The 26,660-nt window shown below is 69.8% G+C and carries 24 protein-coding genes; 12 read left to right on the forward strand and 12 right to left on the reverse strand.

The annotated features are described in order from the left end of the window. Positions 1-50: 50 nt before the first annotated feature. The 5 genes from ACQRWP_RS03975 to ACQRWP_RS03995 all read left to right on the forward strand — a co-directional run bounded on the left by ACQRWP_RS03975 (position 51) and on the right by ACQRWP_RS03995 (position 8,923). A complete protein-coding gene (locus tag ACQRWP_RS03975) occupies positions 51-2,516 on the forward strand; it encodes a glycoside hydrolase family 43 protein (protein WP_430500843.1) in 2,466 nt (821 codons plus the stop codon). Between the two features lie 204 nt (positions 2,517-2,720). After that, positions 2,721-5,141 (forward strand): family 43 glycosylhydrolase, encoded by a 2,421-nt coding sequence (locus ACQRWP_RS03980; RefSeq protein ID WP_430500844.1) that lies wholly within the window; start codon positions 2,721-2,723, stop codon positions 5,139-5,141. A 28-nt stretch (positions 5,142-5,169) separates the two neighbouring features. Beyond that, complete coding sequence (locus ACQRWP_RS03985; protein WP_430500845.1) at positions 5,170-5,802, forward strand: hypothetical protein; 633 nt, start codon at positions 5,170-5,172, stop codon at positions 5,800-5,802. Between the two features lie 59 nt (positions 5,803-5,861). Further along, entirely contained in the window at positions 5,862-6,941 is a 1,080-nt protein-coding gene (locus ACQRWP_RS03990; protein ID WP_430500846.1) for a hypothetical protein, read from the forward strand. Between the two features lie 428 nt (positions 6,942-7,369). Continuing rightward, entirely contained in the window at positions 7,370-8,923 is a 1,554-nt protein-coding gene (locus tag ACQRWP_RS03995; protein ID WP_430500847.1) for a pectate lyase family protein, read from the forward strand. Between the two features lie 144 nt (positions 8,924-9,067). Here ACQRWP_RS03995 and ACQRWP_RS04000 read toward each other — a convergent pair whose 3' ends face one another. The 6 genes from ACQRWP_RS04000 to ACQRWP_RS04025 all read right to left on the reverse strand — a co-directional run bounded on the left by ACQRWP_RS04000 (position 9,068) and on the right by ACQRWP_RS04025 (position 14,547). Then, on the reverse strand, positions 9,068-10,378 hold the full coding sequence (locus ACQRWP_RS04000; RefSeq protein WP_430500848.1) for a radical SAM protein: 1,311 nt from the start codon (positions 10,376-10,378) through the stop codon (positions 9,068-9,070). Between the two features lie 61 nt (positions 10,379-10,439). Beyond that, the gene (sodN, locus tag ACQRWP_RS04005; protein WP_430500849.1) at positions 10,440-10,844 is read right to left on the reverse strand and encodes a superoxide dismutase, Ni; all 405 of its coding nucleotides are present in this window, start codon (positions 10,842-10,844) and stop codon (positions 10,440-10,442) included. Positions 10,845-10,944: 100 nt separating this feature from the next. Next, a complete protein-coding gene (locus ACQRWP_RS04010) occupies positions 10,945-11,757 on the reverse strand; it encodes an inositol monophosphatase family protein (RefSeq protein WP_430500850.1) in 813 nt (270 codons plus the stop codon). A gap of 69 nt (positions 11,758-11,826) precedes the next feature. Next, positions 11,827-12,342 (reverse strand): hypothetical protein, encoded by a 516-nt coding sequence (locus tag ACQRWP_RS04015; protein WP_430500851.1) that lies wholly within the window; start codon positions 12,340-12,342, stop codon positions 11,827-11,829. 180 nt (positions 12,343-12,522) lie between these two features. Beyond that, the gene (locus tag ACQRWP_RS04020) at positions 12,523-13,920 is read right to left on the reverse strand and encodes a hypothetical protein (RefSeq protein WP_430500852.1); all 1,398 of its coding nucleotides are present in this window, start codon (positions 13,918-13,920) and stop codon (positions 12,523-12,525) included. Between the two features lie 180 nt (positions 13,921-14,100). Further along, positions 14,101-14,547, reverse strand: a complete 447-nt coding sequence (locus ACQRWP_RS04025) for an iron chaperone (RefSeq protein ID WP_430500853.1) — start codon at positions 14,545-14,547, stop codon at positions 14,101-14,103. Between the two features lie 208 nt (positions 14,548-14,755). On the opposite strand from ACQRWP_RS04025, the gene ACQRWP_RS04030 reads away from it, so the two are divergent. Both ACQRWP_RS04030 and ACQRWP_RS04035 read left to right on the forward strand, forming a co-directional pair. Beyond that, positions 14,756-15,517 (forward strand): GNAT family N-acetyltransferase, encoded by a 762-nt coding sequence (locus ACQRWP_RS04030; RefSeq protein ID WP_430500854.1) that lies wholly within the window; start codon positions 14,756-14,758, stop codon positions 15,515-15,517. Positions 15,518-15,561: 44 nt separating this feature from the next. Further along, positions 15,562-16,281 carry a tetratricopeptide repeat protein gene (locus tag ACQRWP_RS04035; RefSeq protein ID WP_430500855.1) on the forward strand — a complete coding sequence of 240 codons (720 nt, stop codon included), beginning with the start codon at positions 15,562-15,564 and terminating at the stop codon, positions 16,279-16,281. On the opposite strand, the gene ACQRWP_RS04040 is transcribed toward ACQRWP_RS04035, so the two are convergent. Genes ACQRWP_RS04040 through ACQRWP_RS04050 form a run of 3 tightly spaced genes read right to left on the reverse strand, consistent with a single transcriptional unit; the run spans position 16,278 to position 19,091 of the window. Next, entirely contained in the window at positions 16,278-17,009 is a 732-nt protein-coding gene (locus tag ACQRWP_RS04040) for an NADPH-dependent F420 reductase (RefSeq protein WP_430500856.1), read from the reverse strand. The two genes, ACQRWP_RS04035 and ACQRWP_RS04040, sit on opposite strands and share 4 nt — an antisense overlap. 11 nt (positions 17,010-17,020) lie before the next feature. Then, positions 17,021-18,049 (reverse strand): LLM class flavin-dependent oxidoreductase, encoded by a 1,029-nt coding sequence (locus ACQRWP_RS04045; RefSeq protein WP_430500857.1) that lies wholly within the window; start codon positions 18,047-18,049, stop codon positions 17,021-17,023. Beyond that, positions 18,042-19,091 carry an LLM class flavin-dependent oxidoreductase gene (locus ACQRWP_RS04050; protein WP_430500858.1) on the reverse strand — a complete coding sequence of 350 codons (1,050 nt, stop codon included), beginning with the start codon at positions 19,089-19,091 and terminating at the stop codon, positions 18,042-18,044. Before ACQRWP_RS04050 ends, ACQRWP_RS04045 begins: the two co-directional genes overlap by 8 nt. 109 nt (positions 19,092-19,200) lie before the next feature. Between ACQRWP_RS04050 and ACQRWP_RS04055 the strand changes: the two genes are divergently transcribed. The 4 genes from ACQRWP_RS04055 to ACQRWP_RS04070 all read left to right on the forward strand — a co-directional run bounded on the left by ACQRWP_RS04055 (position 19,201) and on the right by ACQRWP_RS04070 (position 23,689). Then, positions 19,201-19,692: a MarR family winged helix-turn-helix transcriptional regulator gene (locus ACQRWP_RS04055; RefSeq protein ID WP_430500859.1), complete on the forward strand. Its 492-nt coding sequence runs from the start codon at positions 19,201-19,203 to the stop codon at positions 19,690-19,692. Positions 19,693-19,847: 155 nt separating this feature from the next. Further along, positions 19,848-21,821, forward strand: coding sequence for an ABC transporter ATP-binding protein (locus ACQRWP_RS04060; RefSeq protein WP_430500860.1), 1,974 nt, complete (start codon positions 19,848-19,850; stop codon positions 21,819-21,821). Between the two features lie 69 nt (positions 21,822-21,890). Then, a complete protein-coding gene (locus ACQRWP_RS04065; protein ID WP_430500861.1) occupies positions 21,891-23,030 on the forward strand; it encodes a sensor histidine kinase in 1,140 nt (379 codons plus the stop codon). After that, positions 23,027-23,689 carry a response regulator gene (locus tag ACQRWP_RS04070; RefSeq protein ID WP_430500862.1) on the forward strand — a complete coding sequence of 221 codons (663 nt, stop codon included), beginning with the start codon at positions 23,027-23,029 and terminating at the stop codon, positions 23,687-23,689. Before ACQRWP_RS04065 ends, ACQRWP_RS04070 begins: the two co-directional genes overlap by 4 nt. Before the next feature lie 59 nt (positions 23,690-23,748). Here the strand turns inward: ACQRWP_RS04070 and ACQRWP_RS04075 are convergent, their stop codons facing one another. Then, on the reverse strand, positions 23,749-24,183 hold the full coding sequence (locus ACQRWP_RS04075; RefSeq protein WP_430500863.1) for a DUF6223 family protein: 435 nt from the start codon (positions 24,181-24,183) through the stop codon (positions 23,749-23,751). Positions 24,184-24,604: 421 nt separating this feature from the next. Here ACQRWP_RS04075 and ACQRWP_RS04080 point away from each other — a divergent pair, with 421 nt between their 5' ends. Beyond that, the gene (locus ACQRWP_RS04080) at positions 24,605-24,988 is read left to right on the forward strand and encodes a hypothetical protein (protein ID WP_430500864.1); all 384 of its coding nucleotides are present in this window, start codon (positions 24,605-24,607) and stop codon (positions 24,986-24,988) included. Here the strand turns inward: ACQRWP_RS04080 and ACQRWP_RS04085 are convergent. Beyond that, entirely contained in the window at positions 24,967-25,473 is a 507-nt protein-coding gene (locus tag ACQRWP_RS04085; protein WP_430500865.1) for a nitroreductase/quinone reductase family protein, read from the reverse strand. The genes ACQRWP_RS04080 and ACQRWP_RS04085 overlap by 22 nt on opposite strands. A 176-nt stretch (positions 25,474-25,649) precedes the next feature. Beyond that, the gene (locus ACQRWP_RS04090) at positions 25,650-26,405 is read right to left on the reverse strand and encodes a hypothetical protein (RefSeq protein WP_430500866.1); all 756 of its coding nucleotides are present in this window, start codon (positions 26,403-26,405) and stop codon (positions 25,650-25,652) included. Positions 26,406-26,660 lie beyond the last annotated feature (255 nt).

Consider the following 26,660-nt stretch of genomic DNA (forward strand, 5'->3'; position numbering starts at 1 on the left):
TGGTCGTGTCGGTCCGCTCGCGTGTCCTGAACATCGCCCGCGCATCCGCTGTGAACAGCCTGAACGCCGCCGCTCACCATGCCGTCAACACGTTGACCCGACTGGCGTCCACAGTGCGCCCGGATCGCCTCCGTTCACTGTGCGCGCTCGCATCGGCGGCCCTTCTCATCGGCGCGGGCCTGGTGGCCACCCCCGCCGCCGCGCACGCCGCCGACGAATGGTCGCCCCGATCGTCGTACACCTCGACCGACACCGGCGCCGGCACCTACTCGGTGCCGCTGCTCAACGCCGACGTGCCGGACATCAGCGTCGAGCGGGTGCCAGCCGCCGAGAACGACGAGGGCCGCGACCTCTACTACATGATCAGTACGACCATGCACCTGAGCCCGGGCGCGCCGATCATGAAGTCGTACGACCTCGTCAACTGGGAGATCGTCAACTACGTCTTCGACCGGGCGAGCATCGGCGACTCCTTCTCGCTGCGCAACGGCCAGAACTCGTACGGCCAGGGCCAGTGGGCGTCGTCGCTGCGCTACCACGACGGCACGTTCTACGCCGTCTTCAACACGAACAACCTCAGCGGGGCCTACCTCTACCGCACCGACGACATCGAGAACGGCCCGTGGCAGCGCACGGCCCTCGGCCGCGGCCTGCACGACCCGTCGCTCTTCTTCGACGTCGACGGCACGCCGTACATCTTCTACGGCTCCGGCGGCACCAGCGCCGTACGCCTCAACGCCGACCTGACGGCCATCGCGCAGGACTACCCGAACATCTTCACCGCCAACAACTACGCCGGTCAGCCGTTCATCGGCGGGCTGTTCGAGGGCGCGCAGGTCTATCACATCGACGGCTGGTACTACGCCGTCATCATCACCTGGCCGTCCGGGCAGGGGCGCCAGGTGGTGATGTTCCGGTCGAAGGACCTGCTCGGGCGCTACACCTCGGCCGGCGGGGTCAACACCTACGAGGCGCGCGGAGTGCTCAACTCCAACGGCTTCGCGCAGGGCAGCCTGGTGCCGATCAGCCGCGCGGGCGGCGGGACCGACTGGCACGGCATGTTCTTCCGGGACACGTTCCCGATCGGCCGGATTCCGGCGCTCATCCCCGCCACCTGGCAAAACGGGTGGCCGACCTTCGGCACCAACGGGGTCGTGCCGGTCAACGGCCTGTTCGACAAGCCGATCCGGCTCAGCCCGGCCGAGGAGCTGTTCGAGCGGCAGAAGAGCATCGTCGTCTCGGACGACTTCGCCAACGACGCGCCGCACAAGGCGTACCAGGACGAGCAGTGGACGGTTCCCGCGCCGCTCGACCCGGCGGAGATCGCCCCCAACGGCTCACGGCTGGACCTGGCGTGGGAGTGGAACCACGCGCCGGACAACCGGTACTGGTCACTCACCGACCGCGACGGCTGGCTGCGGTTGACGGCCGGCACTGTGGTCACCGGCCAGTACGTCTACACGAAGCTGTCCAACCGGGCCGAGCTGGCGTGGTTCGAGGAGGCACGCAACACGCTCTCGCAGCGGACGTTCGGGCCACGACAGTCGGTCCAGACCCGGATGGACATCTCCGGGATGAAGAACGGCGACGTCGCGGGCCTGGCCGCCTACAACCGCGGATTCTCGTACGTGGCGGTCAAGCGCGTCGGTGACGTCAACACCCTCGGCGTCGTGAACCGGTCGCAGCCGTTCGCGGTCGACCTCGACCAGTCGACGCTGGAGAACTTCGTCGCCGGCACGACGGTGTCGCTGGGCGACGCGACCGAGGTGCACGTGAAGGCGGACCTCGACTTCTCCTCGCCGGTCGGCCAACTGTGGACGACGTTCTACTACAGCCTGGACGGGGTCCAGTGGACCCGGCTGGGCAACCGGGTCGGCCCGCAGGCGCTCGATGGCAGCCTCGCGCACTTCATGGGTCACCGGGTGGGCCTGTTCAACTACGCCACCCAGCAGACCGGCGGCCACGTCGACTTCGACGACTACCTGCTCAGCGACGTACTGACCGCGCAGGCCCGGCCACTGGACACCACCGCCCTCGACGCGGCCGTCGCCCACGCGCAGACGCTCGACCCGCGCCACTACCCGGCCGACGCCTGGGCCGCGACGCGGTCCGCGCTCGCGGCGGCGACCGCGGCACGGGCCGGCCAGTTCGGCACCCAGAACCAGATCGACGCACCGGAGCGGGCGCTCAGCTACCAGTTGGCCCGACTCGGAGTGCTGGCGGCGCTGCCCGTGACCGCCACCGCCCAGGTGCGTTGCCTGAGCGGCAAGACGTACCTGGCGGTGCAGGCGCGCAACGACTCGGACGAGCCGGTCGACATCACCCTGGAGACCCCGTACGGAAACCGGTCGTTCGCGGCCGTCGCACCGGGGGCGAACGTCTACCAGTCGTTCAACACCCGCGCGTCGTCGGTGCCGGCCGGCTCGGCGACGGTCCGGGCCACCGGGGCGGTCGCCGGCCGGGACGTGACCACCGTCCACTCCGTCCAGCACCCCGCCAACGCCTGCGGCGGATAACCCCACCACGAGCCCTCGACTCGCCGGCCAGCACCACCGGCGACCGGCCGGGCGGCGCGGAACAGCCGACCTGTTCCGCGCCGCCGGCCACGGTCGGACCGGTGGCGGCAGTCGACCCCTGATGTCCGGACCACCCACGGAAAGCACGCCCACCGATCCCCCGTACACCGATGACCGCACGTCAGAGATGAAGGAGGATGTCTCGTGGAACAACGAATGCGACGGGCGACCCGAGGACGGGTCGCAGCGCTCGCGACGGTCGGCCTGATGCTGACCACGGGGTTCGTCGCCCCGGCGGCGCCGGTCCAGGCCGCCGACACGAACCTCGTCGTCAACGGCGGGTTCGAGGACGGCCTGACCAACTGGTTCGTCAACAACGGAAACGCCTCCGACGGCGCCCAGTTGTCGGCCACGTCGGACGCCTACTCCGGCGCGAACGCGGCGCTCGTCACCAGCCGGACGACCACCGGCTCCGGCCCGATGCAGGACCTCAGCGGCAAGGTGCAGGCCGGCCAGGCCTACACCCTCACGGCCCGCATCAAGTACGAGAACGAGAGCGGACCGGCCACGAAGCAGTTCTTCGCCACCATGCACTACGGCGGTGGCACCTACACCAACCTCGTCAGCGTGACGGCGACGAAGGGTCAGTGGGCGCAGTTCAACGGGACGTTCACGATCCCGACGACGCAGAGCGTGTCGACCGCGCGCCTGTTCTTCGAGACCCCCTGGACGAGCACACCGTCCACCGACCCGGCCCTGCACCTGATGGACTTCAAGCTCGACGACGTGTCGGTGATCGGCGCCGCGCCGCCCGCGCCCGCCTCGAAGACCATCGAGGTCGTCGGCAAGCTGCCCGGGGAACACAACCCGTTGATCGGGCACAAGTTCGGCGCTGACGGTTTCGGCCTCGTGCACGACGGCCGGGTGTACATGTACATGACCAACGACACCCAGGGCTACGCCCCGAACCCGACCACGGGCGTCTCGCCGGGAATCAACTACGGCGACATCAACCAGATCACGGTGATCTCCTCGGAGGACCTCGTGAACTGGACCGACCACGGTGAGATCCAGGTCGCCGGCCCCAACGGGGTGGCCCCGTTCACCGCCAACTCGTGGGCTCCGGGCATCACCAAGAAGGTGGTGAACGGAGTGGAGAAGTTCTTCCTCTACTACGCCAACGGTGGCGGCTCCAGCAACGTGATCACGGGTGCGTCGCCGCTCGGCCCGTGGACCAGCGAGCGTACGAGCACGTTGATCGACGGCCGTACCCCCGGCGCCGAGGCCGTCGCGTGGAAGTTCGACCCGGCCCCGTTCGTCGACGACGACGGCCAGCCGTACCTCTACTTCGGTGGTGGTCCCGCGTCGACGAGCATGCCGCCGGCCGAGCGCTTCAACAACCCGAAGAACATCCGGTCGATCGAACTCGGCGACGACATGGTCTCGACCGAGGGAACGGCCGCGGTGGTCGACGCTCCGGTCGCCTTCGAGGCGGGCCACGTCTTCAAGCGCCAGGGCAAGTACTACTTCTCGTACTCCTCGCACTTCGGCGGGAACGACTTCGGTGGTAGCCAGCAGCCGCTCCCCGGTTACCCCGGGGGTGGCCAGATCGGCTACATGATCTCCGACGGACCGATGTCGTGGCCGAAGGAGACCTACGCCGGGGTGCTCTTCCCGAACCAGTCGCAGTTCTTCGGGGCCGGCACCGGTGGCAACAACCACCAGTCGGTGTTCGAGTTCGGGGGCAAGTACTACTTCACCTACCACGCCCCGACGCTGAACAAGCGCATCAACGGCAACACCACTCAGGGGTACCGCAGCCCGCATATCCAGGAACTGACCTTCAACCCGGACGGCACCATCCAGCAGGTCGTCGGCACCTACGCCGGCGTGGACCAGGTCCGCGACTTCGACCCGTACCGCGTCTTCGAGGCCGAGACCTTCGGCTGGAGCAAGGGTGTCGCGACCACGAAGGTCGACGGCAGCTCCGCCCAGTTCGGTGGCGCGGCACCCAACCTCGTGGTCCGCGACGTCGACAACGGCGACTGGACGGCGCTGTCCTCGGTGAACTTCGGGGACAACGGCGCGCAGAGTCTGACGGCGCGGGTGCGTGCGCTCGCCGCCGGCGGGCAGGTCCAGGTCCGGCTGGACGACGTCAACGGTCCCGTCGTCGGCACGGTAGCGGTGGACACCCCGGTCGGACAGTGGGCCGAGGTGACCGCCGAACTCGACGGCGTCAGCGGCGTGCACGACGTCTACTTCACCTACACCGGCCCGGCCGGCGTCGACCTCTTCGAGATCGACAACTGGGCCTTCGCGGCGGCCACCGTCGACCTGCCCGTCACGCTCACCGCGTCCACGCGGTGCGTGGGTGGCAAGGCGTACGTGGCGGTGCAGGCGCGAAACGACCATGACGCGCCGGTGGACATCACCCTCGAGACGCCGTACGGCGAGCGGTCGTTCACGGCCGTCGCGTCGGGCGCGAACGCCTACCAGTCCTTCAACACCCGTGCCGCGTCGGTGCCGGCGGGTTCGGCGACCGTCCGGGTGACCGGGGCGATCGGCGGACAGGACGTGACGACCGTCCGCACCGTGCAACACCCCGCCGGCACCTGCGGCGGATAAACCCCTCATTGCGGAGAACGGAGATCACATGAACACATACAAACGGCGGCAGACACTCGCGGCCGGCGTCGTCGGCGCCGTGCTGACCGGGGCGGCGGTGCTGCCGTCGCCCGCACTGGCCGAGCCCGGTGACGACGCCAGCGTGCGGGTCACCGTCGACATCGACGAGATCAGGGAACCGGGCGTGCTCGCCCTGTCGATCGCCGGCGACGCCGTCGCGCTGTCCGAGGACGGCTCGACCCTGCTGGTTCGCCAGTTCGTCGGCACGCTGCCGACGGTGACGGTCACCGACACCCGCGTCGCCGACGAGGTGCCCGACGGCGCCAACTGGGCGGTGCTCGGCAGCGCGACCGACTTCGCGGGTGCCGCCGGCCAGGCGCCGATCACCGCCGACCACTTCGGCTGGAAGCCGCGCCTGCTCGACGGCGGGGAGACCGGCCTGGTCACCGAGGGCGAGGAGGTGGTGACCAGCCTGGACGAGCCGACCCAGCCGGGCAACAATGTCGGCCTCGTCGACCAGGAGTTGTTGGTCTCGGCCTTCGACTCCGAGGCCGTCGCCAGCGACTCGTACTCGGTCAACGCCGACCTGTACCTGCGGACCCCCGCGGAGGTCGCCGCCGGCGAGTACAGCTCCACGCTCACGCTCTCACTGTTCGAGTAGTGGCCTGGGCGGGGGCCCGGACCGGGCCCCCGCCCAGCCCCGTGCCGAAGGGCCGTTCCATGACCGTCACCCCGCTGCGCCGGGCGCTCGTCGTCCTCGCCGTCGCGTCCCTCGCGGTTGCGGCCGCGCCGACCGCGGCGGCGGCGGAACCGGACCCGAAGGCCCTGACCTGGACGGTCCAGCCGGCCACCGCGAACGGGCCGGACCAGCGCCGATGGATCAACGCCAGCCTCGACCCGGGGCAGGCGGTGACGGAGCACCTGGCGGTACGGAACTTCAGCCGCACCGCCGTCGCCTTCTCCCTGAAGGCCGCCGACGGCTACCTCACCGACAAGGGCCGCTTCAACATGCTGGCGTCCGACCGCCCCTCGGTCGACGGCGGCACTTGGATCGACGTGCAGGAGAAGGTCACCGTCGGCCCCAACGAGACGCGGGTGGTGCCGTTCACGATCACGGTGCCCCAAGGCGCCACGCCGGGCGACCACCCGGCCGGCATCGCCGCGACCGTCACCAGCACCGGAGGCACTGTCAACGTCGAGAGCCGCGTTGGCTTCCGGGTGATGCTGCGGGTGAACGGCTCCGCGCAGGCGGCCCTGGCCGTCCGGGGCCTCGGCGCGACGTACTCCCCGTCGTGGAACCCCTTCGCCGGTGGCACGGTGCGGGTCCGCTACACCGTCGAGAACGACGGCAACGTCTGGGTCAGCGGAACGAGTCAGGTGGCGATGTCCGACCTCCTGGGCCGGAGCAGCCACGACGCCACCAGCGCCGTCGAGGAGTTGCTGCCGGGTGGCGCTCGTACTGTGGAGACCCGGGCCGACGGCGTCTGGGCCCTGGGGCGCCTCCGCACGACAGTCAGCACGTCGCCGACGTTGCTCGGCGACGGCCAGGCCGGGGCGGATCTCCGGCCGGCCTCCGCCACCGTCACCACCTGGGTCGTGCCGTGGGCGCAGCTCGCACTGCTGGTTCTGCTCGCCGGCCTGCTCCTGGGGCTGCGGGCGGCGGCCCGGCACCGGCGGCGTCGGCTGGCGGGGCTGCTGGCCCGCGCGAGGCAGGAGGGCCGGCAGGAGGGTCAGGAGTCCGTGCTCGTCGGCGGCGCGCCCGCTGCTGCCGAGCCCGCCGCGGACGACGCCCCCCGGTAACCCGCCGACCCGCCGACTCGCCGACGATCTTGCACTTACTGTCCCGACGAACCGGCTAAATCCGCGTATCTCCGCGACAGAAACTGCAAGATCGCGCGGACACTTCGCGGCGCGGACCACGCTGACGCGCGCGCTCGACCCCTCCCGTGAGCACTGCAACAAACCTGCAAGCGTCAGCTATTGCCTTCAGGGAAACCGCTTTCCTACGATTGCGTTACATCGATGTTTCATTTACCCGTCGAGCGAGCGGTGTCACCGGGAGCGCCCCGTTCGCACGGCACATCCCTGCTTCTACCAGGGCACCAGAGACCTCGATGAAATCCCCGCGATTGACTGTCGCCAATTTCTGAATGATGCCTGCGGCAGGTGCGGTCGCGATGTCCGTCGAGGCGAAGCCTGGAACGAGACGAATGCGAAGGTGAGGCGACATGAGACGACCAGTCGTGCTGCGACGTCAGGCAGCGCTGGCCACGGCGGCGGTGGTGATCGCGGCCGGGGTGGCCCTGCCGACCCCGCAGGCATCGGCGGCGGTCGGCAACGCCACCGGCTACGCCACCCAGAACGGCGGGACCACCGGCGGCGCGGGCGGGCAGACGGTCCGGGCCAGCACGGGCACGGCGATCCACGCGGCGCTGTGCGGTCGGACCAGCAGCAGCACCCCGATCACCATCGAGGTCACCGGCACGATCAACCACGGCAACACCAGCAAGGTTTCCGGGTCGAGCTGCAACACCGCCGCGGGCGTGATCGAGCTCAAGCAGATCAGCAACGTCACCATCATCGGGGTCGGCAGCGGCGCCGTCTTCGACCAGCTCGGCATCCACATCCGCGACTCCAGCAACATCATCATCCAGAACGTGACAGTGCGGAACGTGAAGAAGTCGGGCTCGCCCACCTCCAACGGTGGGGACGCCATCGGCATGGAGAGCACGGTCCGCAACGTGTGGGTCGATCACGTCACCCTGGAGGCCTCGGGCGGGGAGTCCGAGGGGTACGACGGTCTCTTCGACATGAAGGACAACACCCAGTACGTGACGCTGTCCTACAGCATCCTGCGCAACTCCGGTCGCGGCGGCCTCGTCGGGTCCAGTGAGAGCGACCTGTCGAACGGCTTCATCACGTACCACCACAACCTCTACGAGAACATCGACTCACGCACGCCGCTGCTGCGCGGCGGTGTGGCGCACATCTACAACAACCACTACGTGAGCCTGCACGAGTCCGGTATCAACTCCCGGGCCGGAGCCAGGGCCAAAGTGGAGAACAACTACTTCCGCGACTCCAAGGACGTCCTGGGCACCTTCTACACCAACGAGCGCGGCTACTGGCAGGTCGCCGGCAACGTCTTCGACAACGTGACCTGGTCCAGCGCCGGCAGCGAGAACTACCCCGCCGGCCCCAACCCGACCTCCAACACCACGGTCAGCATTCCGTACCCGTACAGCCTCGACGGGGCGAGCTGCGTGCCGGACATCGTCCGTCAGACGGTCGGCGCCAACACCGGCCTGAAGGTGTCCAACGGCAGTTGCTCGCCGCAGACCCCGCCGCCCACCACCCCGCCGCCGACCACGCCTCCGCCCACGACGCCTCCGCCCACGACGCCTCCGCCCACCAGCGGGACCAACCTCAGCCTGGGCGCCGGCGCCGACGGCTCCAGCAAGGCGAGCGGGACCAGCTACGGCAACGTGCGCGACGGCAACCTGAGCACCTACTGGTCGCCGGCCGGGTCGACCGGCACGATCTCGATCAAGTGGGGCTCGGCGACCCAGGTGTCCCGAGTGGTGATCCGCGAGCCGTCCGGCACCCAGGGCTCCATCGGGTCCTGGCAGCTGATCAACAACGACAACGGAGCCGTCCTGGCCGCCGGCAGCGGGGCCGGTTCGATCACCTTCTCGGCGGCCGCGATGAGCAAGATCAACTTCAAGATCAACAGCTCCAGCGGTACGCCACGGGTGGGTGAGTTCGAGACGTACGCCAGCTAGACGAGTGTGGCTCGGCCGATCGCCGTCGGTCACCTTCGTCGGGGCGGATGCGGTTTTCAGCGGTATACCTCAGAGGCATATTCATACCTCTGAGGTATACCGCTCCTCGGCGGATCGACACGGGCGGGCAGCCGAGCGCGTCCGTCACGAGTCCGTGGACGGCAGGGTGTCCATGAAGGAGCTGACCGAGAAGACCGCTCGCCCCGGCCCGGCGGGGCCGTACCCGGGCGGGCTGGACAGGCCGTGGGCGTCCATTGTCGCTCGGTAGGCCTCCAGCAGGCGGACGTGGTATTCGAGCGGCGCGCCCTGCGGGTTCGTCCGGCCCAGCGGTGTGGTGGGCTCCGGGCACCAGGTGGTGAACCGGGGCGTGATCCCCCGGGACATGAAGTAGTCAAGCCCTTCGGTGGTGGAGGCGATCGCCTCGTCGACGCTCGTGAAGCCGTGCGGGGCGGCCATCTCGACACCCGCCACGAAGTTCGGGATCACGTTGCGCGGGCCGAACACCTCGGCGGAGTCGAGGATGCGCCGGTGCCATTCCTCCCGACCGACGTACCGCTCCTTGCCCGGGCAGTACAACTCGAACAGCCGCTTGTCCCACACCTCGTAGTTGGGGTGGTAGATGCGGATTCCGTAGTCGTGGAACCGCTGCACATCGGCTCGGGGCAGCGCCTGGGCCACGACCTTGCCGATCCACCGTCCCGGAAACCGCTCCTCGATCGCCTGCGCGTACTGGCCGTAGAAGTCGGCCTCGGCCAGCCCGTTGACCTGCGAGGTGATGCTGCCACCGGTCAGCGTGTACGCCTGCGACGCGCGGTCGACGTCGTGCCGGTTGATGATCTCCAGGGCCTCGAGGACCTCGTCGACGGGCTTGACCCCGGTGTAGGGTCGGCCGGCCTGCTTGTGCTGCCGCCAGTTGTGGTTGATGTCGCAGTACTGGCACTCCTCCTTGGCGCCGAAGTACTGGCAGACCCGGAACGCGGTGAGGTAGATGAGGTAGCCCCACTGGATCGTCGGGGCGACCTCCATCACCGACTTGCCGTTGGCGAGCGTGTGGCGGTAGTACGCCGGCATGGGGGGCAGCCCGACATCGGCGATCGGCCGTCCGTCCAGGAAAAGGCGCAGTCGACCGTCGCTGTCGGTGCCGACGCGGTACGGCGAGCTGGGGTTGGTGCGAACCGAAACGACGGTACGACGCAGCTCGTACGGACCCCCGGTGAGCACGATCTCCTCCGGTGGTCGGCGCAGCGCGGCCGTCCCCAACTCCGGCAGTGTTCGGTGATCGAAGGAGAAGATGAAGTACGACTTCGGCTTCACGTCGCCGTGCTCGTTGTCGGTCAGTGCCGCGTCGTCGAAGGCGAGCCCGCCCCGCAGCAGGTCCTCCTTGAGGACTGCCTCCCGCGGCACGTGTGGAAAACGGCCCATCAACTCTTCGACGAGGTCGGTGCGCGACGTCATGCGGTTCCTCCCGAACGCGGTACGCCGAACCGGGTGGCCGGTGCCACCCGGTGCCGGCTGATCAGCTCTGCTTGGTCTCCCAGAAGATCTTCGAGATCTCCTCGATCTTGCCGAGGAGCTGCTCGGCGACCGCCGGGTCCGCGGCGCCCTTCGCGCCGCCGGCACCTGCCAGCTTCGTCGCCTCGTTGAAGAGGCTGTGCAGCTGGGGGTACTTCTCGAAGTGCGGCTGCTTGAAGTAGTCGGTCCACAACACCCAGAGGTGGTGCTTCACCAGCTCGGCCCGCTGCTCCTTGATGAGCAGCGAGCGGGTGCGAAACTCCGGGTCGTCGCTGGCCTGGTACTTCTCGGAGATCGCCTTGATCGACTCGGCCTCGATGCGGGCCTGCGCCGGGTCGTAGACCCCGCAGGGGAGGTCGCAGTGCGCGCTCGCGACGGTGCGCGGGTGGAGAAGGCGGGACAGGAACATCGGAATCCCTTCGACGGTGGGCGTTCGGCAGACGTACGTCCGGGCGCGGCGGCCCTGACGTGATCATCTAGGGACGCTAGAACCTCAACCGCACTTCATGTCAAGGTCGAGTCGATCGCGAGCCTTGTTTCCGGATGAGCGTCAGCAGGGCGGCGTGCGTCCGCTCGTCCGCGGCCGCGACGAGACCGTCCCCACCGGTGTGCAGCGGCTGGCCGTCGAGCCCGGTGACGACGCAGCCGGCCGCCTGGCAGAGCGCGATTCCGGCCGCGAAGTGGACGCTGTTCCGCAGGTCGTGGCGATCGGTCACATAGGCGGCGCGGCGCCCGGCGGCGACCCAGGCCACGGCGAGGCTGGTGGAGACCACCCGGGGCCGGAACTGTTCGAGGAAGCCCTCGTCCGCGAGCATGCGGGCGGCCAGGAAGACGTCCCGGTTGGGGAAGGGCGGGTCGAGGTTGAGGTCGACCAGCGTCGAGTCGGCCGACGGGACGAGTCGCTCGTCCGTCCCCGCGCCCCGGACGTACGCGGCGGTGCCGTCGGTCCAGAACACCTCATCGGCGAACGGGTCCACCGAGGCCGCCACGGTGACGTCCGACCCGGTGCGCAGGGCGACGTTGACCGAGGCCAGCGCGGTCCGCGCGGCAAAGTTCAACGTGCCGCACAACGGGTCGACCAGCCAGGTGCGTCCGTTGTCGCCCGTACCCGTGCGCCCGCTCTCCTCGGCCACCACGGCGTCGTCCGGACGCGCCTCACCCAGGATGTCCAGGATGGCCTGCTCGGCCTCGACGTCGGCGGCGGTGGCGAAGTCACCGGCGGTCTTCATGACGCGGGTCAGTGTTGAGCCGTACCGGGAGCGCACAACTGCGGCTCCAGCTTCCGCCGCCTCGATGGCCAGCGCATGGTCTGTGATCGACATGCCCGAACCATAGGAGCTGTGGGCAACGTCGTTGACCCCCCCGCACCGGGCCGTGGGCGCAGGGGCGGGTCAGTCCGACAGTTCGATGATCGGTAGTTGACTGACAACCACCGTCATGATCATGGGGGCGTCGCCGTCACTCTGGTTGACCGAGACCGCGATCCACCGACCCTCGGTCTCCGTCGGCCCCCAGACCGTCAGGTCGCCGTAGCAGTCCAGGTCGCAGAGCGACTGGAACAGCGCCGGCATCGGTTCACCGGCCTGATCCCGAAACAGCGGCACCCGCATGGAGACCTTGCGGTGCGCGCCCCACCTCCGGTCCAACTCCGCTGCCACGAGGGCCAGGTTCGCCTCGGCGGCATCCTCAGCCTCGTTCCATTCGGCGCCGTACACACCCGTCAGGGCTTCGCTCTCCCAGAGTGGGACGATCCGAAAGCCCTCGCCTCGGGTGCCGGTCCACTCACCGGTGACCGGGTCTCCCTCACTGACCGGTAGGCCGCCCGTGGGCAGGTCAGCGGCGAGCAACGACTGGATGTCGGACACCGCCCGACTCGTCTCGAACACCTCGCCGGCCCGGCTCGTCACCGGGCAACTCGTCTCGCCGCTGTCGGCTTGCACCGCATCGTGCGCACCACCTGCCTCCGTCGGGCTCCGGCCCTCGATCCTCGCCTAGATCGCTGTCGGTGGGGTAGGGGCTGCCACTCGTCGAAGTCCGGTGTACCGCCGCCCGCCCGGCTGACCAGGCGGACGGCGGTCACGACCGCATCAGCAGGCGCAGTCCGGCGGCACTATGTAGAAGTAGACGCTCGTGCTGCTCGCCTGGTACGTGGCGTTGCCGCTCCAGGTGAACTCGTACTGGAACTGCGGGTAGGTGCTGGCGTCCATGGTCGGTGGCGAGTCGCGGTAGGAGAAGGTGCCGTCCTCGGCGGTGGTGACTCTCGGCAGGTCGACCGACGAGCCGTCCGGGCCGATCCGCCGCACCGTCAGGCGTAGGTTCGCGCCGATCGACTCCGCGTTGCCGCCGGTGACCCTGCCCTCGATGACCGCCTGCTGGCCGTTCAGAAGGGTGCGGTCGGGCGACGTGGCCTCGATGCCGGACGGCCGCTTCTGCACGGTGCCGGTGATGGTGCCGGTGGTCCTGCGGTGGGTGGAGTTGCCGTCCCACGTCACGGTGTAGGCCACCTGACCGGTCCTGCTCACGGTGTCGTCGAAGCCGAAGCCGCAGGAGGCGTCGGTGGTGACGTTCGGCAGTCGCTGCGCCGCGCCTCCGTTGATCCGCCGGCTCACCTGGACCACTGTCGGGCCCGCGCAGGCTCCGTCGTCGTAGGTCACGGCGCCGGTGACCCGGAACGCCAACCCGAGGTACGCCGGGTCCACCACCTGCCCGGAGATGTGCGAATCCGGCGACGACACGGTGATCTCGTGACTGGCGGACGACGCCGCGTACACCGAGTCGCCGTGCCAGCTGACGGTGTAGACGTGCCGGCCGCCCTGGGTGGGCGTGTCGAGGACGGTGAAGGCCCCCCGGCTGTCGGTGGTGACGTTGGACAGTTGCTGGAAAGCACCGTCGAGGCGGTTGTTCCAGATCATCCGGCTCACCACCAGCTCCTGTGGCTGCGCGGGGGCCTTGCCGTCGAGGCCCAGCGTGCCGGCGAGCGACAGCTGCCTGCCGTCCCTGCCGTTCGTCGGCCCGGCGAGGGTGAGCGTCGCTGCGCGAGCGGCGACCGGGACGGTCACCGAGGCGGTGCTGAACTGGTAGTTCTCGGTCGGGAACCAGTAGGCGTCGTAGCGGAGGTGGCCGCTCAGCGGAGGAGTGTCAGTGAGGGTGAAGGTGCCGTCGACCGCGGTGGTGGTGAAGAGCGTCGTCCAGGTCTCGTCCGGCACGACGCGGTTGACCATTATCTGCTGCACCCCCGGATCGGCGCCGTCCTCGAGGGTGAGCCGGCCGGTGATGGTGATCGGGTCGAGGGCGGTCGCGGAGGCGGGTGCGGTCAGGGAGATGGCCGACGTGGGCAGCGTCGGGTCATCGACCGCCCCGGCCACCCCACCGGCGGCGGCCGGCCCAGCGATGCCGACCGCGACCATGGTCACTGCGGCGGTCGCACTGGCAACCCGGCGCGGCAGTGCGGCGCGGACCCGTGCGGAAGCTGATCGGTACGACATGATCCCCCCGTCTGGAGCGACACCGCGTCGCTCCGAGCGGGATCATGGCCGGCCCCTCCGACAGGAATCCACCCGACTGCGCCGGCTGACCCGACATTCTCACATGTCGATAAATGCGACACCGTTCTGAGCGCCTTCCGGTGCGCCCTGCGGCGGCGCTACGGACGCAGTGGGGGAGGGTCAGGAGATCGCCGTCCGCACCAGCTCGGTGATCTTCTTCTCCACGGCCGGGCTCCACTGCCGCAACGCGTACGCCACCGGCCAGAGATCCCCGTCGTCGAGGTTGGCCGGGTCCTGGAAGCCCAGTGTCGAGTACCGGTAGTTGAACTTGCCCGAGTCCTGGAAGAAGACGACGATCTTGCCGTCCTCGTTCGCGTAGGCGGGCATTCCGTACCAGGTCTTTGGCGTCAGGCCCGGGGCGGCGGCGGTCACCGTCACGTGCACGCGCTCGGCGAGCGCGCGGTCCTCCGGCTCCATCTGCGCGATCCGGTCGAGGACCGCTTGCAGCCCGTCCGCCTTCTTGGCGCCCTTCTTGCCCTCGGCGCGCAGCTCGTCGGCGCGCTCCTTCATCGCGGCCCGCTCCTCGGGGCTGAAGCCGTCGGACACGGTCGTGGTCTTCGCGGACATTCTCGGGCTCCCTCTCGTCGTCCAGGTCGGCGTGCTGCCGTTCACCTGGGGAAAGGCTAGGCCGCTCGGCGCTGTCGGGCTTCTCGATTCCTGATCGGTTCGAAGCCGGACCGCAGGTGGCGGTCCTCGTGCCCGTGATTTGCTGGTCAGCGTGATCAGTGGCTAGGTTGTCGACCGAAGAAGAACGACCGGTCTAGGGAGTCCCGTCATGAGTATCACCGCCGATCGGATGGCGGCGGCGTACTTCGACGCCTTCGAGACGCTGTGCAGGGTGACCCCGAAGGGCGGTTACGCCGAGCGGGGTACCGCCCGCGCGGGCGTGACCCAGGCCGGCGCCGCGACGCTCAACGCGGCCTACGACAGGTCCACCGAGCCCGATCTCGGGTCGCTCGACGAGATGGCCGCCGAGGTCGGCAGGCAGGCCGCGCACTGGTCGATCATCGTTCGGGGGGAGGCGGGCGACCAGGTCGTCGACCTCGCGGCCCGGCACGGCCTCCTCGAACGCAGTGAGCTGCCCCTGCTGGCCTGCGCGGCGGACGACCTCACCTTCCGCGCCACCTCGGCAGAGCGCCCCTCGGTGCGTCAGGTCGGCGCCGCCGAGAACGACCTCTACACCGACGCCCTCACCCGGAGCTTCGAGGTTCCCGAGGGCCTCTTCGGATCACTGATGGGGGGTGCGGTGCTCGACGCCGACCCCATCACCGGCTACCTGGCCGAGGAGTCCGGCTGGCCCGTCGGTACCGGGCTCGGGCTGCGGACCTCAGGGGTGGTCGGCGTGTTCAACATCGCCGTCGTTCCGTCCGCCCGGGGTCGTGGCCTGGGCCGGGTGATCACCGAGACGGTTCTGCGGGACGGCATCGCGGCCGGCGCGGACGCCGCCTACCTGCACACCAGCGTGATGGGTCGGCCGCTCTACGAGTCGATGGGCTTCGCGCTCGTGGAGACCTGGACCATGTTCCACGCGCGGTGAACAACGATTTCGGCCGGGCGGTGTCAGTGATGGGGGAGAGAGCCATGACCTTCAGTGAGAACGTGCGCTCGGCGTTTCGCCGAGGAGAGACCGACGCCGTGGTGCGGATGAGCGAGGCCGAGATCGAGCGGGCCCAGGCGGCCGGTGACCTGGCGGGCGAGGTGGAGGCCCGGTACAGCCTCGCCCGGGTCGCCATTCGCGGCGGCGACCTGCCGGGCGGAGAGGCGCGGGCCCGGGAGGCTCTCGCGGTGGCGCTGCGCTCCGGTGACCGGGCCCTGGAGGAGCGACCGCGGCACGTGCTGGCCGGCGTGGCGAGGATGTCCGGCGACCTGCTCCGCGCCCGGGACCTGTACCGGGAGAGCATCGCGCTCAACGAGGCGCTCGGCCAACCCAAGACGGTCAACTCCGAATTTCACAACCTCGCGTTCTGCGAGTTGGGGCTGGGCAACCTGGACGCGGCCCGGACACTGTTCGCCGAGAACCGCGAGCGGGTGTTCCACAACGGCTGGGCCGACTTCGTGCCGTACGTCTGCGTTGCGGGCGCCGCGCTCGCGACCGCCGAGGGGGACCACTCCCGCGCGGCCCGGATGATCGGTGTCGCGGACGCCGCGTTCGCGGCGCTCGGCCAGGTGCCGGACCCGGACGACGCGGCGGACCTCGCCAGGATGCGCGCCGCCGCGACCGAGGCGCTCGGCCCGACCGACTTCGACCAGGAGTACGCCGTGGGCCAGCACCTCGAACCGCGGGCGGCCTTCGGCGTCTAGGCGGCCTCGGGTGAGGCCGAGGCTCGGGCAGCGGTGATGGTCCGTCCCCGCTCCGACTCTCCGAAGCGGTCGAGCATGGCGCGTACCTCGTCGGCGCTCACGTTGGCGCCGAACAACTCGCTGCCCGGTTCGAGCCGTACCCCCTCGGCCAGCGGGCCGGCGACGACCGGATCGAAGCCGAGCGCGTCCACCAGGGCCGCGACCTCGGTGAGGTCGGCGTTGTCGTCGCCGGCGATCGCGATGGCCTTGCGGCCGGTCACCCCCGCTGGCCGGGCCTCGTCCTCCAGGTCGTGGTAGCCCATGTGGTTGAACGCCTTCACGACGCGCGAGCCGGACAGGAACGCCTGGACGGTCTCGCTCGACGAGGTACGCGGGTTGGTGAGGTCGTCGCGGATGCCGTCGATCTCCCACCAGTAGTTCATGGCGTCGACGACCAGCTTGCCGCGCAACGCCTCGGCGGGAACGCTGCGGTACTTGCCCAGGGGCAGGGCGAGGATGACGACGTCGGCGTCGGCCGCCGCGTCGACCGCCGTGGTGGCCTCGGCCCCGGGGGCGAGGACCTCGACGGTGAGGGCGATCTTCGCCGGGTCGCCGGAGCCGGCCACCCGTACCCGGTAGCCGGCGGCGACGGCGAGCCGGGCGAGCACCGTGCCCACCTTGCCGGCCCCGAGGATGCCGAGGGTCGCGGGCCGGCTCCGGTCGTTGTCGTTCATGTCGTCCTCTCGCATGGGAGTGCTGATCAGGCCAGCAGTTCGCGGACCATGGGGATCACCTTCGAGCCGTAGAGTTCCACGGCGCGCATCCGGGCGCTGGCGGGTTGCGCTCCGGCCGAGTAGATGAGGTCGAACCGGCCGACGCCGAGGCTGCGGATCGCGCGGGCCATCCGGCGGGCCACCGTCTCCGGTGAACCGATGTAGAGGGAGCCGTTCTCCACCTCGGAGTCGAACTCCTGACGGCGGATCGGTGGCCAGCCCCGCAGTTTGCCGATCCGGTCCCGCATGATCCGGTAGTGCGGCCAGTAAATCTCCTTGGCCTGCTCGTCGGTGTCGGCGATGAAGCCCGGCGAGTGCATGCCGACCGGGTGCGCGGTCGTACCGAGCTGGTCGGCCGCCCGGCGGTACAGGTCGATGTAGGGCGCGAAGCGCTCGGGGGCGCCGCCGATGATGGCGAGCATGAGTGGGAGCCCGTACTGGGCGGTGCGGACGACCGACTGCGGCGACCCACCCACACCGACCCAGGTGTCCAGATGACCCGATTCGGTCTTCGGGAACACGTCGGCGTTCTCCAGTGGGGCGCGCAGGGTGCCGCTCCAGGTGACCGGCCTCTCGTCCAGCAACTTGACGAACAGGTCGATCTTCTCCTCGAACAGCGTGTCGTAGTCGCGCAGGTCGTAACCGAAGAGCGGGAACGACTCGGTGAACGAGCCGCGACCGAGGATGACCTCGGCTCGGCCGTTCGACAGCGCGTCCACTGTGGCGAAGCGCTGGAACACCCGTACCGGGTCGTCCGAACTCAGCACGGTCACGCCGGAGGCCAACCGGATCCGCGAGGTGCGGGTGGCGATTCCGGCCAGCACCGTCTCCGGTGTGGAGACCGAGTACTCCGGCCGGTGGTGCTCGCCCAGGGCGATGACGTCGACCCCGAGTTGGTCGGCGAGCACGGCTTCGTCGACGACCTGCCGGATCGCCGCCGCGTGGGAGACGAGCTTGCCGTTGTCGTCCTCCGGTACGTCGCCGAACGTGTCCAGGCCGAACAGCAGATCAGACATGGTTGGGCTCCTTCGCCAGCAGCTCCCGGACCCGCGGCGCGACCTCACTGCCCAGCAGTTGGATGGTGCGCGCGCGTGCCTCGCGGGGCAGGTGCATGATGTCGTACTTCAGGTCGAAGCGGCTCAGTCGCAGGTCGCGAGCGACCTTGGCGATCTTCTGCGCCACCGTCTCGGGTGAACCGACGAAGAGCGCCCCGTGGTCGATTTCGGCCTCGTAGCGCGCGCGGTCCGGTTTGTAGAAGCCGCGTTCGGCGGCCAGGGCCGCCACGACCGGCTGCCAGTATCGCCACCACGTCTCCACCGCCTCCTCGTCGGTGTCTGCGACAAGGCCGAGTGAGTGCTGCCCGATTGGCTGCAGGGTATGCCCGAATTGTTCGAGCGCCCTGGTGTAGAGGTCGACGTGGCCGGCGAAGCGCTGCGGACGCCCGCCGATGATCGCGAGCATGAGCGGACGTCCGTGCCGGGCGGCGCGGATCACCGAGTTCGGGCTTCCCCCGACGCCGATCCAGGTCGGGATGCCGCCGGCCTGCATCCGTGGGTACAGCCGCTGCGCGGTCAACGGGGTTCGTACCGTGCCGGACCAGGTGACCGGTTCGTCCTGCTGAAGCCGCAGGAAGAGGTCCAGCTTCTCCTCGAACAACCGCTCGTAGTCGGCCAGGTCGTAACCGAACAGCGGAAACGACTCGGTCGCCGATGCGCGGCCGAGGACAATCTGGGCGCGGCCGTTGGAGACGGCGTCGAGGGTGGAGAACTCGTGGTACAGCCGTACCGGGTCGTTGGTGCTGAGCACTGTGACCGAGGTGCCGAGGCGAATTCGCTCGGTCGCCGTCGCGACCGCCGCCAGCAACACGGGTGTCGCCGAGTCGTTGTGGCCCTCGCGGTAGTGCTCACCGACGCTGAACACGTCGATTCCGGCCGACTCGGCGAGCCGTGCCTCGTTCACGAGTAGCCGTACGGTCTCGGCGTCGCTCAGGACCCGGTCGCCGTCGGTGGCCACCTCCCCGAACGAGTTGAGCCCCAGCTCGAAGTCTGCAGCTGCCATCGTCTCCTCCTCGGTGCAATCCGCCGGCGACCCGCGGAAGCGGGCCTACCGGTTGACGTGTCAATAATGCTAACTTGGCGATTGACGCGTCAATTCCCAGGAGAGTGAGATGACGGAGGCCACAGCCGGCCGGCGGGGCGGACGCCAACTCCCGACCGCCGACGAACTGCGAATCTGGCGGGACTTCATCGAGACGACGGCAGCGCTCGGCTCCCGGCTCGAGTCCCGCCTACAGGGCGACTCCTCGCTCTCGACCGGGGACTACTCCGTGCTCCTCGCCCTCAGCGAGGCGGAGGGTCAGGCCATGCGGTCGTCCGAACTCGCCTTGCACATCGGTTGGGAGCGGAGCCGGCTCTCCCACCATCTCGGGCGGATGGAGCGGCGCGGCCTGATTCGCCGCCAGGAGTGCGCCACGGTTCCCCGCGGGGCGGAGGTGCTGCTCACGACGGCCGGCGCCGAGGCCTTCAGGGGAGCCACCTTTCCCCACCTGCGCGCCATCCGGGAGCTCTTCGTCGACGCCCTCACCCCGGAGCAGATCGTCGCGGCGGGCGAGATCGCCGCGGCGCTGCGAGCGCACCTCGACGTTCTGCGCGCGCGGTGACGCGCCAGGACACCTTCCCGGCAATATCGCATCCATGACGGCGAGTGTTCGGGCGATTGCCGAGAGCTATGTCCGGGTGGTCCAATCCTCCAGAAAGCCGCCACCCCGCCGGCCCGGCAGGGAAAGGCGACGGCTGCGCCGCCGGAGGTACGTCCATGAGCGAGACCGCCACCGCAGAGACCCACCGCTTCAATCCCGGCAAGCCTCACCCCGGGCGCACGGAGTCGGTGCTGCCGGAGCTGCGGGAGATGTGGTGGGAGACGGGGGTGCGGGCGCGCGCGGAGGCCGGCGTCTTCGCCGTCTTCGCGGAGCTGCCCAGGCTCGTCTGGACAGCCCTCGGTATCAGTTGGCGCGCGGACCGGCTCCGTACCGGTGTGGTGGGCGCGGCCACGGTCGGCGCGGGGGTGATGGCGGCCTTCGGCCTGTTGGCCACGCAGCGGGTGTTGGTGGAGCTGTTCGCCGGCGGACCAACCGCGGACAAGGTACGGGCGGCACTGCCCGCGCTGGCCGTGCTGGCGGCGACGGTCGCGCTCCGCGCGGGGATGGGCATCGCCACCGGGTACGCGCAGAACGGCTTGACGCCTCGGGTGAGCCGTGAGGTGGAGCGGGGCCTGTTCGAGGTGTCCACAGCGGTCCGGTTGGAGGCGTTCGACGCCGACGCGTTCGCCGACGACATGGAACGCGCCTCTCGAGGCACCGAGTCGACGATCGGGCTGGTGCAGGCGTCGATGAACCTGCTCGCCGGGCTGGCCGGGCTGCTCGCCGTGGCGGCCGCCGTCATCATCATCCATCCGCTGCTGCTGCTGGCGCTGCTGGTCGCCACGGTGCCCAACGCGTGGGCGTCGTTGCGGGCCGGGCATCTGCGCTACCAGACGTACACCGCCGGATCGGTGCGCCGACGTCGACTGTGGCTGCTGCACAAGTTGATGGCCGAACGTGCCTCGGCCCCGGAATTGCGCTCCTACGGGCTACGCCGGTTCCTGCTCGACCAGTACGACCGGGTGATGCAGGTGGAGACCGACATCCAGCTCGCCCTCGCCCGGCGGGTCACCACGACCACCACGGTCGGCGCGATCGTCGGTGGCCTCGCGACCGGCACCGTCTACGCCCTGCTCGGGTTGCTGCTCCTCGACGGGCAGATCCCGCTCGCCGCCGCGGCGACCTGCGTCATCGCGGTGCAGTCCGCGCAACGGTCCCTGGCCATCGCCACCTTTCAGGTCGACCACGTCTACACCGAGGGGCAGCACTTCGGCGACTACACCGGCTTCATGAACCGCGCCGACGCCTACCTGCCGGCCAGCACCGGACCCGTAGCCGCGGCCGACCCGGATCGGCTGCGGGAGTTGACCGTCGACGAGGTGAGCCTGCGCTACCCCGATCGGCACGACCCCGCCGTCGACGGCGTCACGTTGACGATCACCGCGGGGCAGACTGTCGCATTCGTCGGGGAGAACGGCTCGGGCAAGACGACCCTCGCCGCAATGATCGCCGGCCTCCGCGCCCCCACCGAGGGCGGTATCGAGTGGAACGGCCGCCCGTTGTCGGACTGGGACGTCGACGGGCTGCGGGCCCGCATCGCGGTGGTGACGCAGGAATACCACAAGTGGCCGTTCACCGCGGCCACGAACATCGCCATCGGCGACGTCGACAGCGAGGCCCGGCAGGACCGCATCGAGGCCGCCGCCGGCCGCGCGGTCGCCCACGACATGATCAACGGACTTCCGCACGGGTACGAGACGCTGCTCGACCGGACCTTCGCGCGAGGCCAGGACCTCTCCGGTGGGCAGTGGCAGCGCATCACCGCGGCTCGCGGGTTCCTGCGTGACGCCGAACTGCTGATCATGGATGAGCCGTCCTCCGCGCTCGACCCCCGCGCCGAGGACGCCCTGTTCCAGACCATTCGAGACCGGAGAGGTCGTGCCACCACGATCCTCATCACGCACCGGCTCGCCAACGTCCGGCACGCCGACCGGATCTTCGTCCTGCACCACGGTCGGCTGGTCGAGGCCGGCACGCACGCCGACCTCGTCGCCACCGGCGGCCGGTACGCCGAACTGTTCGCCCTCCAGGCCGCCGGCTACGACGCGAACCTGGCCGAGGGCCACCAGCACACCCAGACCGCCCAGTGAAAGGCCGCGCTGCCAGCCTCGGCCGTCAGACCTTCTCCCGCTCACCTGCGGAAGGCTAGGCTTCGGCGCATGTCAGGGTGGCGGGGCCGGACGGCGGACGTGGTCCTGGTGCTCGCCGTTGGTCTGGTCGCCGTCATGGGCCTGCTGGTGCAGTCGCGCGGCATCGACACCGCCGCCGAATGGGCGGCGCTGCTGGCGGTGCTGCTCTCCTCCGGTGCGCTGTACGTCCGCCGCCGCCACCCGGTGCCGGTGGGTGTCGTAGCACTGGCCGCGATCGGCGCGTACGGGGCGTTGCTGCACCGGCCCGGCCCGATCATGTTGGTGTTCGTCGTGGCGCTTTACACCGTCGTCGACGAGGGGTTTCTCGCGGTCGCCATCGGGCTCGGTCTCGCCTCGGTGATCGCCTTCGCCGTGGCCGACAGCTACAACCGGTCCCCGAACACCATGAACGGGGCGACGCTGCTGCACGCCGGTTGGCTCGTCGCGGTCATCGTCGGCGTGACCCGCAACCGCCGCGCCTACCTCGCCGAGGCACAGGCCCGAGCGGTCGTCGCCGAGCAGCGGATGGAGGAGGAGGCCCGGCGACGGGCCACCGAGGAGCGGTTGCGCATTGCCCGGGAGTTGCACGACGTGCTCGGCCACCACCTGTCGTTGATCAACGTGCAGGCCAGCGCCGCGTTGCACCGACCCGACCCGGTCCGGTCCGAGCAGGCCCTCACCGCGATAAAACAGACCAGCAAGGAGACGTTGAGTGAGTTGCGCGCGACGCTGGGCGCACTGCGGCAGGAGGCTGCCCCGGCGGTCGTGCCCGCACCCGGTCTGAACCGCCTCGGCGACCTGATCAGGACGGCCGCCCGGCCGGAGCTGGAGATCCGCACCGAGTTGGCCGAGACACGGTCGCTACCGCCGGAGGTCGATCTGGCGGTGTATCGGATCGTCCAGGAGGCGCTCACCAACGTGGCGCGTCACGCGAGTGCCACGGCCGCGGTGGTCCGGGTCCGGCCCGATCACGACGACGTGCTCGTGGAGGTCGAGGACGACGGCACCGGCCAGCCGGGTTCGCCGGGCAGCGGGATCCTCGGAATGCGGGAGCGGGCGCGGGCGCTCGGCGGTTCGCTGACCACGGGCTCGCAGCCGAATGGGGGCTTCCGGGTCTGTGCCCGTCTGCCGATGCGGCCCGACCCGGCACCGGCGGAGGAGCAGGTGTGATCCGGCTGCTACTCGTCGACGACCAGACCCTGGTACGGGCCGGCTTCCGGTCCATTCTCGACGGTGAAGACGGCCTCGAGGTGGTCGGCGAAGCTGCCGATGGATTCGAGGCGGTGCGGCTAGCCCGGCAACTGCGACCGGATGTCGTGCTCATGGACATCCGGATGCCCGGGCTCGATGGCCTGGCCGCCACTGGTGAGATCGTCGCGAACTCCGATGCTCGCGTCATCATTCTGACCACGTTCGACCTGGACGATTACGTCTACGGCGCGCTGCGGGCCGGTGCCAGCGGCTTCCTGGTCAAGGACACCGAGCCAGCGGAGTTGATCCACGGAGTGCGGGTGGTGGCCCGGGGTGACGCGTTGATAGCGCCGTCGATCACCCGACGGTTGATCGCCGAGTTCGCGGCCCGGGCCAAGCATCCCGACCCTGGGCCGCGACTGAGCGCGCTCACCGAGCGGGAGCGTGAAGTGCTGACGCTGGTCGCCGCCGGCCTCTCCAACGACGAGATCGCGACGCGGTTGGTGCTGAGCCCGGCGACCGCCAAGACACATGTCAGCCGGATCATGACCAAGGTACGTGCCCGGGACCGAGCCCAGTTGGTGATCCTCGCCTACGAGTCCGGCCTGACTGTTCCTGGCTGGCTTGCCCGTTCCTGACCACAGCTCGGGCTGGCCGGCGGAGCCATCAACGGGGCGCCGCCCTGCGTCCTGATCGGTCAGGCGGTCAGCCGAGCGGTGCGCCGGGCGCGGACCAGGGCCAGCCCGCCGAGGACCACGCCGACCACCCCGACCGCCAGGGCCACAAAAGCGCCGCCTCGTCCGTTGCCCGTACCGATACCACTGTCGGAAGTGGCCACCACCAGCCCGCCGAGCGCCATGCTGATCAGCCCTGTCGCCAGGGCCAGGACGGCTCCGAGGCTTCCCGCGCCGGTACCGAGGCGACTGGCGGGGCGGGCCAGGGCCAGTCCTCCGATGACCGCTCCGACCAGCCCCAGCAGGACGGCCACACTGGCACCGAAGCGCCCGGAACTCATGGAGAGAGCAGTGGCGGCGGTCGGCTGGGCCGAGACGTGCGCGGCTACCGGTGCGGCTAGCTCGATCCCTCCGAGCGGGGCAGCTACGGCGGTGGCAAGCAGGTGACGGACGGACATCGTGGATCCCCTCGGTCGCGCGGCGGGTACAGGCGGCAGCGTATGTACCGGAATGCTCGTGAGTCGTCATGCCGGAGTTGCCAAGGGGCCTACCACCCGGGATGTAGGCGCTCGGGGTGGCGTACCGCCGCAGTTGCCTCCCCGGGCTTCTCCAGGCCACGGTCCGGCACCTGTCACTGACGTGCGTGCTGGCCACGAATGCGCCTCTGACCTGCGGTTTTGTCGGATTCGGACAGTGGCGTTCGGGGCCTGCGAGTGGTACGACTGATGTATCGGACCGGTTGGTGCGGGGTCAGTAGGAGGTGGCGTTCATGAGTCTCACGAGCACCACGCCCCGACGCCGGCCTGGTCAGCTGGCGGCCATGGTGGCGCCGCCCGATTGCGGGATCGGGGCCGTGTCCTCGCGGCCGATGAGGTCGCAATGACAAGCCCGGAGAACACCGAGGAAAAGGCGGCGGCCTATGCCCGCGGTCTGGACGCGGGCCGGATCGAGCAGCGTCTACAGGGGCACGATGAGCACCTGCGAAAGATCAATGGCTCGATCGATTCGATGGCCCAGGCGCTCCGGTCTCTCACCGAGGAACTCCGTGGCAACGTCACCCTGTTCAGCGCCAATGTGACCGCAGACCGCCGCGACGCCAGTGAGCGGGAGAGGATCGCAGCGGTGCGGGTGGAGGAGGCGGGCCTCGTCGAGTCCCAGAGGACGGTCCGGTGGACGGCCTGGCAGCGCTGGTTCGCCGTCGTCGGCGCGATCGTCCTGATCGTGAACTTCGGCCTGGGTCTCTACCTCGCGTTCGGCCCTTGAGCTGGCGTTGGGGAGCCATCCGATCTGGGTTCCAGCACCACCACTGTGGTTTCCGACGATCTCCGCGCGGCGTGGGCGTCGAAGTTCTTGTCAGCCTCGCGCCAGCGTGGCCACAGTCGCGACCGCTCGTCGCCGGTGGCGGCGCGACCGCGCACCAGCCGCCGCCCGTCGGCCAGCTCGACCGACGCGTCCGGGCGGGCCTGGAGGTTGAGCCACCAGGCGGGGGCGCCTTCGCCCCACCCGTTCATCGCCACCCCGACCAGGTTCGGGCCATCCTCGAAGTACGCGATGATGACGCTGCGCTGCTGACCGGTGCGGCGACCGGTAGTGGTCAGCCGCAGCGTGCCCCAGCGGTGCTCGCGCGGTCGCCACAGCCCGACCCGGCTGCCGGTGACCCGGTACAGGCCCCGGTGCACCGACCAGGCCAGTCGGATGAACCACCGCGGCGGAAGCCACGGCGCCTTCGTTGCCTGACCATCTGACATGACGACCTCCTCCACCGACCAACGCTGATGGCCCGGCAGGCTGCCGCATGCCGTCGACAGCCGCCATTGTGGACCGAGAGTCCCAAGTCTCCCGGCGCGAGCGCAGCTCGCGTCCTGTTGTCCATGATTCGACCGAGGATCGAACCGATCGGTGGAAGCCGGGGCGAGCGGGTGAGCTACCGCTGCCAGGCGTCGATGGTGCGTACGCCGTCGCGGACTACCCGGTCCAGGATGGCGGGGTTGCCGCTGGTGCCCTCCCACCCCTCGTCGTCGAAGACCGTCACCGTGCTGTCGACGCGGGCCACCGCGATCTGGCTGGACGCGGTGCCGCCGGTGCGTTCGCCGTTCAGGCTCGTCTCGGGCCAGGTCCGGGTCAGCAGCAACGCCTCGTCGCCGACCCCGGGCAGCGCCTTGCTCTTGACGGTGACGCGGTTTCCGGACTGGTCGTACGAGGGGCACGCCTGCACCGCGGTGCGGAGACGGCCCAGGTAACCCGAGGCGCCGTCGCCGTCGAAGGTGAAGATGGTCTGGTGGATCATCCCCTGCGGCACGTTGCTGGAGGGCTCGCCGGCCTTCTGGTAGGTGACGGTCATCGCGGCGCTCGCGGTGACCTGCCGGCCGCCGGTGCCGAACTCGTTGCCGCACAGCTTCGGCAGGGCCTCCTCGACGGGCGTCGTCCGTCGCGGAGACTTCCGCAGCTCGGCGGGCAACTCGACGAAGGCCGAGGTCGGGATGGTCACCTGGGTGCTCGCGCTCGGGGACGGTGGGTCGGTCGCGGGCGCTGACGCCGACGCGGTGGCCGGTGCGGTGGTCGCCGGGGCCGAGCCGGGCGGATCCTCGGTGGCGGTGCAGGCAGCGGCCAGTGCGACGGTGCCGAGCAGTGCGAGCGCGCGTCGCGTACGGGCCATCGGCAGTGGTGTGTATCGGCTCATGATCACCCCTTGTCTGTCCCGAGGCAGTTCCCTGTGCCGCGTCGACCGAAACGACCACGAGGCTCCTCGGGCATCGACCGGACCACGAGAATTTCTGTGTCGTCGCGTTGGTCGGGCCGCTAGGCTGCCCCGCATGACCAGCGTGATCGCTCAGTGCACCGGACTGTCGTGTGACGTCCAGGTCGGTGCGGGGCGACGCCGGCGATCCGTCGCCCGCCCGCGCTGACCTGTTTCCCGCGACCGGCGGATCGAGCC

The organism is Micromonospora trifolii (assembly GCF_050516465.1).
Taxonomy (GTDB): domain Bacteria; phylum Actinomycetota; class Actinomycetes; order Mycobacteriales; family Micromonosporaceae; genus Micromonospora; species Micromonospora trifolii.

Coding starts and splice junctions, on each gene's coding strand:
- ACQRWP_RS04060 (WP_430500860.1), top strand. CDS start 19,848: ATGAGCGAGACCGCCACCGCAGAGACCCACCGCTTCAATCCCGGCAAG.
- ACQRWP_RS04065 (WP_430500861.1), top strand. CDS start 21,891: ATGTCAGGGTGGCGGGGCCGGACGGCGGACGTGGTCCTGGTGCTCGCC.
- ACQRWP_RS04080 (WP_430500864.1), top strand. CDS start 24,605: ATGACAAGCCCGGAGAACACCGAGGAAAAGGCGGCGGCCTATGCCCGC.
- ACQRWP_RS04090 (WP_430500866.1), bottom strand. CDS start 26,405: ATGAGCCGATACACACCACTGCCGATGGCCCGTACGCGACGCGCGCTC.
- ACQRWP_RS03995 (WP_430500847.1), top strand. CDS start 7,370: ATGAGACGACCAGTCGTGCTGCGACGTCAGGCAGCGCTGGCCACGGCG.
- ACQRWP_RS04045 (WP_430500857.1), bottom strand. CDS start 18,049: ATGTCTGATCTGCTGTTCGGCCTGGACACGTTCGGCGACGTACCGGAG.
- ACQRWP_RS04030 (WP_430500854.1), top strand. CDS start 14,756: ATGAGTATCACCGCCGATCGGATGGCGGCGGCGTACTTCGACGCCTTC.
- ACQRWP_RS04035 (WP_430500855.1), top strand. CDS start 15,562: ATGACCTTCAGTGAGAACGTGCGCTCGGCGTTTCGCCGAGGAGAGACC.
- ACQRWP_RS04000 (WP_430500848.1), bottom strand. CDS start 10,378: ATGACGTCGCGCACCGACCTCGTCGAAGAGTTGATGGGCCGTTTTCCA.
- ACQRWP_RS03985 (WP_430500845.1), top strand. CDS start 5,170: ATGAACACATACAAACGGCGGCAGACACTCGCGGCCGGCGTCGTCGGC.
- ACQRWP_RS04085 (WP_430500865.1), bottom strand. CDS start 25,473: ATGTCAGATGGTCAGGCAACGAAGGCGCCGTGGCTTCCGCCGCGGTGG.
- ACQRWP_RS04025 (WP_430500853.1), bottom strand. CDS start 14,547: ATGTCCGCGAAGACCACGACCGTGTCCGACGGCTTCAGCCCCGAGGAG.
- sodN (WP_430500849.1), bottom strand. CDS start 10,844: ATGTTCCTGTCCCGCCTTCTCCACCCGCGCACCGTCGCGAGCGCGCAC.
- ACQRWP_RS04020 (WP_430500852.1), bottom strand. CDS start 13,920: ATGTCGTACCGATCAGCTTCCGCACGGGTCCGCGCCGCACTGCCGCGC.
- ACQRWP_RS03990 (WP_430500846.1), top strand. CDS start 5,862: ATGACCGTCACCCCGCTGCGCCGGGCGCTCGTCGTCCTCGCCGTCGCG.
- ACQRWP_RS04040 (WP_430500856.1), bottom strand. CDS start 17,009: ATGCGAGAGGACGACATGAACGACAACGACCGGAGCCGGCCCGCGACC.
- ACQRWP_RS04010 (WP_430500850.1), bottom strand. CDS start 11,757: ATGTCGATCACAGACCATGCGCTGGCCATCGAGGCGGCGGAAGCTGGA.
- ACQRWP_RS04075 (WP_430500863.1), bottom strand. CDS start 24,183: ATGTCCGTCCGTCACCTGCTTGCCACCGCCGTAGCTGCCCCGCTCGGA.
- ACQRWP_RS04055 (WP_430500859.1), top strand. CDS start 19,201: ATGACGGAGGCCACAGCCGGCCGGCGGGGCGGACGCCAACTCCCGACC.
- ACQRWP_RS04050 (WP_430500858.1), bottom strand. CDS start 19,091: ATGGCAGCTGCAGACTTCGAGCTGGGGCTCAACTCGTTCGGGGAGGTG.